The following is a 7,965-nucleotide window of genomic DNA, read 5'->3' on the forward strand; positions in this document are numbered from 1 at the left end:
TGCCCTCGGCGTCGCGAAGGCGCGCGGCGAGCGCGGCGAGCTGCTCGCGGCCGCGGCCGGGCAGGTCGAGGTCGGCCAGGCGGGTGGCGTCGAGCTTCGAGACGCGCCAGTCGTGGTCGGGGCGGTCGAAGAGGTCGACCAGCGCGCGCACCAGCGGCTTGATGCGCGCCGCGCCGATGCGCAGGCGGCCGAGCGTCTCGTCCTCCAGGATCACCGCCTCGTGGTCGTCGATCTCGTCCAGGCGGCCGGACAGCCAGCGCGGATCGTGCGCGAACAGGCCGGCGAGGAGCGGCGCCAGCGGCAGGGCCTTGCCGTCGATCTCGACGCCCGGCGACAGGCCCAGCCAGCCGTCCTGATGCTCGTCGATGTCGAGCATGAGGTGATCGATGTCGATCGCGTGGTGGCGGAAGTCGCTCGGGAAGGCCACCTCCCAGCCTTCCGCACGCAGGGCCGGCACGGTCTCGGCCATGAAGCCGGGCCAGGTCGCCTCGCTCGCCAGCCCGAGCGCATCGGCGGGCAGGCTGCCGAAGCTCGTCTGCACCGCGCCCGGCGGGATGCGGGTGACGCCGGCGGCGGCGAGACGCTGCGCTGCGGCGCGCTCGGCCTCCTCGTCGCGGCTCAGGCGTGCGCTGCGCCCGTCTGGCAGCGGCTGGAAGAGGCGGGCGTCGCCGGCTTCGACGGTGACGGTGCCGTAGCGGAAGGCGAGCTGGGCGAAGTCGAACAGATAGGTCCCGTGCGGTGCGTACTGGCGAAAGCGCACGTGGTAGGTTGGGCGGGTTTCCAGGCGCAGCACCGGCACCGGCGCGCCGCCGAGCTCGACCGGCGGTTCGCCGCGCAGCGTGGGCGCGGGCAGGGCGGGGGCGACCTCGGCCAGGGTCTCGGCGACCAGCTCGGATTCGGCCTGGGTGAGCGCCGGGAGCCAGAGCAGGCGCTGCACCAGCTCGGCGGAGACCTGCAGCGTGATCGGGCCGCCCTCGGCCCGCGCGGTGTCGATGTACCAGGGCGGCAGCAGCGCCAGCACGCGGTCGGCTGCGGGCTCCACCCTCAGCACCGGGGCGCGCAGCCCCTCGCTGGTGATCGTCCAGTCGGGCGTACCGGCACGCGGCTCGCCCAGCGCCAGCACGCGGCCGGCGAGGCTGCCGAAATGCACGCGGCCGCTGGCGAGCAGGCTGCGCATCAGCTCGTCGCTGTGGCGCCCCTCGAGCGGCAGCCCGTCGCTGACATCGAAGTGACCGCGCGCGCGGTGCGCCCACAGCAGGCGCAGCAGGTCGAGGTCGGTGTCGTCCACGAAGGCGGGCGGGGCCTGCAGCGCGCGCTCGATGTTGCTCCAGGGCTCGTGCTGGCGGATCTCGCCGTGCTGGTCGAGGCGCACCTTGTGGCATTTGACGCTGAAGTCGCCGCCGTACAGGCTGGGCTCGACGACATAGCGCAGCGCGTAGCTGACCGAGGTCGGCCTGCGCTTGCGCGTGCCGTCCTTCGCGAGGCTGTCCGCGGTCTCGCGAAAGCCCTTCACCCAGGCCAGCACCTGCTCGCGCGGGCGGTCGGGGCGGCGGCGCTGGTGCAGCCACACCAGCATCATCGCCGCCACGTGCTTGCAGCCGTAGCCCATCGGGCAGGTGCACTCGCTCCTGAGCATCGGGTGCCCGTCCACGGGGTGGACTTCGTCCTCGACCTCGGCCTCGACCGTGTAGGGCGTGCGCTGGCGACCCTTCACCAGGGCCGACACCGTGTGGCCCTCGACGGACAGCGCGCTGACCCGGCTCACGTAGCCCAGGCCCTTGGCCACGGTCTCCACGCCGAGCGCGGCGATCAGGTCGTCCTGGGTGAAAGCTTCGAGCAGTTTCATCGGCGGAGGGCGTGCCCTGGGGCAGCCGCAAGGGGGGGAAACCCGCCAGTTTACACTTGACCGGAAGATTGCGTTGTAGCCACAGCGTCGAAAACGGTTTTCGAAATACCGCTCGTTCGCCGGCCGTCAGTGCCGGCAGGCGGGGGCAGACTTCCGGCGCGTATCGCGCCAGCCCTGGACCAGCATGCGGCTTGCGAACTCAATCGTTTGAGGAGGCCGATTTGCCCACGTCAGGGCGCAGCGGTGGATTTCCTCGTCGAAGACGAGGACATGGTGGAAGTGGCACGCTGGATCGCATCGCACTTGCCTTTTGACCGCATGTACGTCTATGGCCCTGCTCGTCCATTGCACCTGAGTCATGGGCCGGACGCCTGCCGTCAGGTCACGGTGATGCTCCCTGGGCCGTCTGGAAGTGAACGCCTTTATCCGAAAACGCTGACGACCGAGGCCTTCTTTTCTTATGTTTGGCCGGAACGGTGATTGCCCGGCGAAGAGACGTCAGCAGACCTGACTTTGACACCACCAAGTAACACGTCCCGCCGCAAGGCGCGCAGCACAAGGCGTCCGGCGAGGCACCGGAAACGGCCGTGTATCTATGCGGGAGTCGGGCTCAGTCGAGCCGGAGGATGGCCGGCGGCGGCTTGATCTTCAATGCTTTCAGTCGATTGGCCGCTTCCGCCGTGGGTTCGGTGACCTGCCAGACGGTGCCGTTGGGGCTGGACAATTGCGCGAGCTGAATGCGCTTGAGGTCGTCGCGCACGTTGCGCCAAGTATCCTGGCAGGCGTGCTCGATCACGCGTTCCAGTAGCAGCGACAGCACGGTGATCGCGATGTGGGCGTAGATGCGGTGGGGCGCCCAGTGGAACACCGGACGCATGCGCAGGCCGCCCTTCATCGTGCGCCAGGCTTCTTCGACGCGCTGCTGCTGCTTGTAGCCGAGCGCCATGTCCTCGGCGGTGAGGGTGTCGTCGTTGCTGTGGACGACGAACTTGCCGTCGAAGCGTTCGAGTTCGGCGATGGCCTGCCGGTCGATGGCCAGGCCCCGCTTGGTCTCCTTCAGGAAGCGTCCGCAGCGCGCACACGCGCTTGCTGTGTCCGCCCTCGTCCTGATCGGCCAGGCATGCAAGCTCGGCCTCGAGTTCGCGGAGGCGCTCGTCGCGATGGGCGCGCTGACGGCGGGCCTCCTGCGGGTTGAAGCACACCGCGTAGCGTCGGCGACGCTCGCCGTCGCCGACGACGACCTCCTTGACCTCGAGGTTGTCGGCGATCTTGCGGTAGCGGCCCGGGCGCGAGAGCACCGCTTCGGTCACCTCGTCGCCCCGGCGCATCGGCATCGCCATCAGATATTTTCCGCCGCCCTTGGCGAGCGCCTGGAAGTTGGCCTGCGAGACCATGCCGGCGTCACCGACGAACAGACAGCGGGTGAGCTGCCAGCCCTTGAGATCTTCCTTGACCTGGGCCACCGTGGTGACATCGACGGTGTTGCCCGGAAACACCCAGTGGCGTACCGGGAAGCCGTCGCGGGTGACCCGGTGCACGGCAAGCCTCGGCCTTCAGGCGGGGGAGGATGTCAATTCATCAACTCGACCGCCCGGACTTGGGTGGGATTTTCAGTCTGGTTTGCGCGATTGCTCGCGGAGTGTCCGTGCGGGGTCCTCGGAGCGGTGGCCGCTGCTTGTTGCCACCGCCCAGTCCAGCACTTGATCGATCCACTCGAGGGCCTGTAGGCGATCAATTGATCCCGGTGCGATCAGCCCATCGCGCGCTTCGACGGCGAAGGGGTTGAGCTCATCGAGAAAGTCGGCGAACGGTGGTGAAGGAAGCCTGTGGTCGCTGATGAGGTCGAGCAACTCGGCGATGTCGTGTGTGCGGCGAAAGGCGACGCTACTCGACGACAGCACCGCCTTGAGTGCTTTTTCGATCGACTGCTGGGCGTGAAAGCCCACGATCGTGTCGGATATTTCGGGTAGTTGGCTAAGGGCGCGAACCGCCTTGGCATCTTCGCGTGCTGCGTCGAGCAGCATGGCAGCGACCGATTCAGCCATATACGACCTTGCCTTCTCGGAGCGCCCAGTAAAGTGCCGTACCGGTTTGGGCGCCCCAGCGGCTGACCTCGTCGGCGGAATAGACGAGAACATCGGCCGGCACGCGCAGCGGGCGCAACAGGCGGCGCAGGCGCACCATTTCGCTCGCCCGATCGTTGACCTCATCCGCGATCACGAGCAGGTCGAGGTCGGAGTCGGCCGTTGCGTCGCCGCGCGCATACGAACCGAAAAGCACGATCTTCTGCGGGTGCGCGCCCTCCGCCAGCGCCTGGACGGCGGCGGCGATGGACTGGTCGGAGAGGCGCGCGGTGGTGCTCATGGCTACAGTTTATACGTTCCGATACACCTCGGCCCCGCCCTTCACGAACTCCACCGACTTCACCTCCATGCCCTTCTTCAGCGCCTCGGCCTCGTCGATGCCCTGCTGGGCGGCGAAGTCGCGCACGTCCTGGGTGATCTTCATCGAGCAGAAGTGCGGGCCGCACATCGAGCAGAAGTGCGCCACCTTGGCCGAGTCCTTGGGCAGGGTCTCGTCGTGGAATTCCTTCGCCTTGTCCGGGTCGAGGCCGAGGTTGAACTGGTCTTCCCAGCGGAACTCGAAGCGCGCCTTGGACAGCGCGTTGTCGCGGATCTGCGCGCCCGGGTGGCCCTTGGCGAGGTCGGCGGCATGCGCGGCGAGCTTGTAGGTGATGATGCCTTCCTTGACGTCCTGCTTGTTGGGCAGGCCGAGGTGCTCCTTGGGCGTCACGTAGCACAGCATCGCGGTGCCGTACCAGCCGATGGTGGCCGCGCCGATGCCGCTGGTGATGTGGTCATAGCCCGGGGCGATATCGGTGGTGAGCGGCCCCAGGGTGTAGAAGGGCGCTTCCTTGCACCACTCGAGCTGCAGGTCCATGTTCTCCTTGATGAGCTGCAGCGGCACGTGGCCGGGGCCCTCGATCATGACCTGCACGTCGTGGCGCCAGGCGATCTCGGTGAGCTCGCCCAGGGTCTTCAGTTCGCCCAGTTGGGCCTCGTCGTTGGCATCGTAGATCGAGCCGGGACGCAGGCCGTCACCCAGCGAGAAGGCCACGTCGTAGGCCTTCATGATTTCGCAGATGTCCTCGAAGTGCTCGTACAGGAAGCTCTCCTTGTGATGCGCGAGGCACCACTTGGCCATGATCGAGCCGCCGCGTGACACGATGCCGGTCATGCGGTTGGCGGTCAGCGGCACGTAGCGCAGCAGCACGCCGGCGTGGATGGTGAAGTAGTCCACGCCCTGCTCGGCCTGCTCGATCAGGGTGTCGCGGAAGATCTCCCAGGTCAGGTCCTCGGCCTTGCCGTTCACCTTCTCCAGGGCCTGGTAGATCGGCACCGTGCCGATCGGCACCGGCGAGTTGCGGATGATCCACTCGCGGGTCTCGTGGATGTTCTTGCCGGTGGACAGGTCCATCACCGTGTCGCCGCCCCAGCGGATCGACCAGGTCATCTTGTCGACCTCTTCGGCGATGCTGGAGGTGACCGCCGAGTTGCCGATGTTGGCGTTGATCTTGGTGAGGAAGTTGCGGCCGATGATCATCGGCTCGCTCTCGGGGTGGTTGATGTTGTTGGGGATGATGGCGCGGCCGCGGGCGATCTCGTCGCGCACGAACTCGGGGGTGATCGTCGCCGGCAGGCTGGCGCCGAAGTTCTGGCCCGGGTGCTGGCGCAGCATCATGTCGGCCATCTTCTGGCCCTTGAGGCCGCCGCTGGCGCGCAGCGAGGCGATGTACTGCTCGCGGTTGAGGTTCTCGCGGATGGCGACGTATTCCATCTCGGGGGTGATGATGCCGCGGCGCGCGTAGTGCATCTGCGACACATTGGCGCCGGCCTTGGCGCGGCGCGGCTTGCGGTGCAGGCCGGGGAAGCGCAGCTCGTCCAGGCTCTTGTCGGCGGCGCGCTGGCGGCCGAATTCGGACGACAGATCGGGCAGCAGCTCGGTGTCGGCGCGCTCCTCGATCCACTGCTGGCGCAGCGCGGGCAGGCCGGAGCGGATGTCGATCTTCGCGGCAGGGTCGGAGTAGGGGCCCGAACAGTCATAGACGAAGATCGGCGGGTTCTGCTCGGCGCCGAAGGAGGCCGGGGTGTCGGCCTGCGAGATCTCGCGCATCGGCACGCGGATGTCGGGGCGCGAGCCCTGCACGTGGATCTTGCGCGAGTTGGGCAGCGGGGCGATCGCGGCCTCGTCGACGTGGGCCTTGGCGGCGATGAATTTTTCGTTGGCGTTCATGCTGTCTCCTGGGGAAGTTCGTGGTGTTCGTGGTTTAGTTGGTGGTCGCGGCGGCGGCCGCCTTTCCGCGACCGACGTGATCGGGGCGCTGTAGGAGCGGCGGCAGCCGCGAACCCCGGCCCGTGATCCCCGCGCTGCCTCGGCCCGAGCTCACCGCTTCCACAGCGCGTGGAAGTGATGCACCGGCCCGTGCCCGCTGCCGACCGCGAGCTCGCCCGAGTGCGCGATCGCGCCCAGCAGCCACTGGCGGGCGTGGCGCACTGCGGTCTCGACCGGGCGGAACTGGCCCTCGGCCTGCGGCAGCAGCGCGGCGATCGCCGAACTGAGCGTGCAGCCGGTGCCGTGGGTGTTCTTCGTCTCGATGCGCTGCGCCGGCAGCTCGACCATGCGGTCGCCGTCGAAGAGCAGGTCTACGAGATCGTTGCCGGGCAGATGGCCGCCCTTCAGCAGCACCCAGCGCTCGGAGGACAAGGGCAGCAGCTCGCGCAGGCGCTCGGCGGCGCGGTACATCTCCTTGACCGTGTCGGGCGCGCGCTGCTCGAGCAGCACGCCGGCCTCGGGCAGGTTGGGGGTGATCAGGAAGGCCTGCGGGAACAGCGCCTCGCGCATCGCCGAGATCGCGCTCTTCGCCAGCAGGCAGTCGCCGCTCTTGGCGACCATGACCGGATCGAGCACGACCCGGGCGGCCTGCCAGTGCGCGAGGCGCTCGGCCACCGTGCTGGTGACCTCGGCGCTGCCGAGCATGCCGATCTTGGTGGCGTGGATGGCCACGTCGGCGAACAGGGTGTCGATCTGCAGGCGCAGGAAGTCGGTGGGCGGCACATGCACGCCGGTGACCGCCTGCGTGTTCTGCGCGGTGAGCGCGGCGACCACGCCGCAGCCGTAGGCGCCGAGCGCGCTGAAAGCCTTGAGGTCGGCGAACACGCCGGCCCCGCCGGACGGGTCGACGCCGGCGATGGAGACCACGTTCGGGATGCGGGAGGCCGCCCCGGACGAGTGGGACGAGGCGCTGCCGGTGGCAGCGGAGCTTGCGGACGAACTCATGAAGGACGTTTCCCTACGCCGGTGCGAGCCGGATCAGGTTCCAAGGGTGTTTCTCAGCCCGTGCGCGGCGGGCACCCCCAACGAGAGCCAAGGAAGATACTGTATGCACTTTAGCGTGGCAAGCCGCTCAAGATCCCGCCCTCGTGGTCGTTTAGCAGGATGGAACGCCACGCCATGCCGACGCCGATGAAAAAACCGCGCCCTCTCCTCCTCGCCCTGCTGCTCGCCCACCTCGCCGGCGCGGCCTGCGCTGCCGACTGGCAGCTCGTGCTGAGCGACCGCGACCGCCGCATCGAGATCGATCGCGCCAGCATCCTGCGCTCGGACGCCGGCACCAAGATCTCCTGGGGCCGGGTGGTGCTGACCTCGGAGGAGGCGCAGCGCTCCGGCTACGCCATGATCAAGGCGCTCAACCGCTACGACTGCCGCAACCGCACGTTCGCGACGGTCAAGCGGGTGTATGTCGATGCCGACGACAACATCGTGCGCGAGGAGCCGGTGGGGGCCGAGGCGCCGATCGCGGTGGCGCGCAACACGGTGGACGAGCGCATGTGGCGCGAGGTGTGCGATCCGCCCTCGGCGGTCGAGCTGCAGAAGCTGGCGGCCGAGGCGGCCCGGATCGCGAGCGCGCAGCCGGCGGCTGCGCCAGGCGCCGCTCCGCCTCAGGCCGCTGCCACCGCAACGCCCTCTGCCCTATCCCCTGCGGCTGCGGCCCAGGCGCCCGCAGCCCCGGTCGCCCCCGCTGTGGCCGCGCCGCCGAAGGCCGGGGAGTCGGCGCGCGC

General features: G+C 68.7%; 7 protein-coding genes, 1 pseudogene and 1 riboswitch. Of the genes and pseudogenes, 2 read left to right on the forward strand and 6 right to left on the reverse strand.

Going from position 1 to position 7,965, the window contains the following annotated elements; all coding sequences use genetic code 11:
* A partial coding sequence (locus tag C667_RS17685; RefSeq protein ID WP_004372821.1) for an SWIM zinc finger family protein occupies positions 1–1,846 on the reverse strand: 1,846 nt, incomplete at its 3' end.
* A gap of 243 nt (positions 1,847–2,089) precedes the next feature.
* Here C667_RS17685 and C667_RS25800 point away from each other — a divergent pair.
* A complete protein-coding gene (locus C667_RS25800) occupies positions 2,090–2,326 on the forward strand; it encodes a hypothetical protein (RefSeq protein ID WP_157302396.1) in 237 nt (78 codons plus the stop codon).
* A gap of 130 nt (positions 2,327–2,456) precedes the next feature.
* Here C667_RS25800 and C667_RS26910 read toward each other — a convergent pair.
* The 5 genes and pseudogenes from C667_RS26910 to thiD all read right to left on the reverse strand — a co-directional run bounded on the left by C667_RS26910 (position 2,457) and on the right by thiD (position 7,183).
* Positions 2,457–3,384, reverse strand: a pseudogene (locus C667_RS26910) (IS1634 family transposase).
* A gap of 72 nt (positions 3,385–3,456) precedes the next feature.
* The gene (locus C667_RS17695; RefSeq protein WP_004372824.1) at positions 3,457–3,891 is read right to left on the reverse strand and encodes a HEPN domain-containing protein; all 435 of its coding nucleotides are present in this window, start codon (positions 3,889–3,891) and stop codon (positions 3,457–3,459) included.
* On the reverse strand, positions 3,884–4,210 hold the full coding sequence (locus C667_RS17700; protein WP_004372826.1) for a nucleotidyltransferase domain-containing protein: 327 nt from the start codon (positions 4,208–4,210) through the stop codon (positions 3,884–3,886). Before C667_RS17700 ends, C667_RS17695 begins: the two co-directional genes overlap by 8 nt.
* 9 nt (positions 4,211–4,219) lie before the next feature.
* Positions 4,220–6,139 carry a phosphomethylpyrimidine synthase ThiC gene (gene thiC / locus C667_RS17705; protein WP_004372828.1) on the reverse strand — a complete coding sequence of 640 codons (1,920 nt, stop codon included), beginning with the start codon at positions 6,137–6,139 and terminating at the stop codon, positions 4,220–4,222.
* Positions 6,140–6,289: 150 nt separating this feature from the next.
* On the reverse strand, positions 6,290–7,183 hold the full coding sequence (gene thiD, locus C667_RS17710) for a bifunctional hydroxymethylpyrimidine kinase/phosphomethylpyrimidine kinase (RefSeq protein WP_039922045.1): 894 nt from the start codon (positions 7,181–7,183) through the stop codon (positions 6,290–6,292).
* Positions 7,177–7,272, reverse strand: a riboswitch (TPP riboswitch). (Overlaps the previous gene by 7 nt.)
* 97 nt (positions 7,273–7,369) lie before the next feature.
* Here thiD and C667_RS17715 point away from each other — a divergent pair.
* Positions 7,370–7,965 (forward strand): surface-adhesin E family protein (locus C667_RS17715; protein ID WP_370701719.1); only part of this gene is annotated, 596 nt, incomplete at its 3' end.

This window comes from Thauera phenylacetica B4P (genome assembly GCF_000310225.1).
Lineage (GTDB): Bacteria > Pseudomonadota > Gammaproteobacteria > Burkholderiales > Rhodocyclaceae > Thauera > Thauera phenylacetica.

Excerpts from the sequence above, each read along its gene's own strand:
- C667_RS17695 (WP_004372824.1), bottom strand. The coding sequence starts at position 3,891 with ATGGCTGAATCGGTCGCTGCCATGCTGCTCGACGCAGCACGCGAAGAT.
- C667_RS17700 (WP_004372826.1), bottom strand. The coding sequence starts at position 4,210 with ATGAGCACCACCGCGCGCCTCTCCGACCAGTCCATCGCCGCCGCCGTC.
- thiC (WP_004372828.1), bottom strand. The coding sequence starts at position 6,139 with ATGAACGCCAACGAAAAATTCATCGCCGCCAAGGCCCACGTCGACGAG.
- thiD (WP_039922045.1), bottom strand. The coding sequence starts at position 7,183 with ATGAGTTCGTCCGCAAGCTCCGCTGCCACCGGCAGCGCCTCGTCCCAC.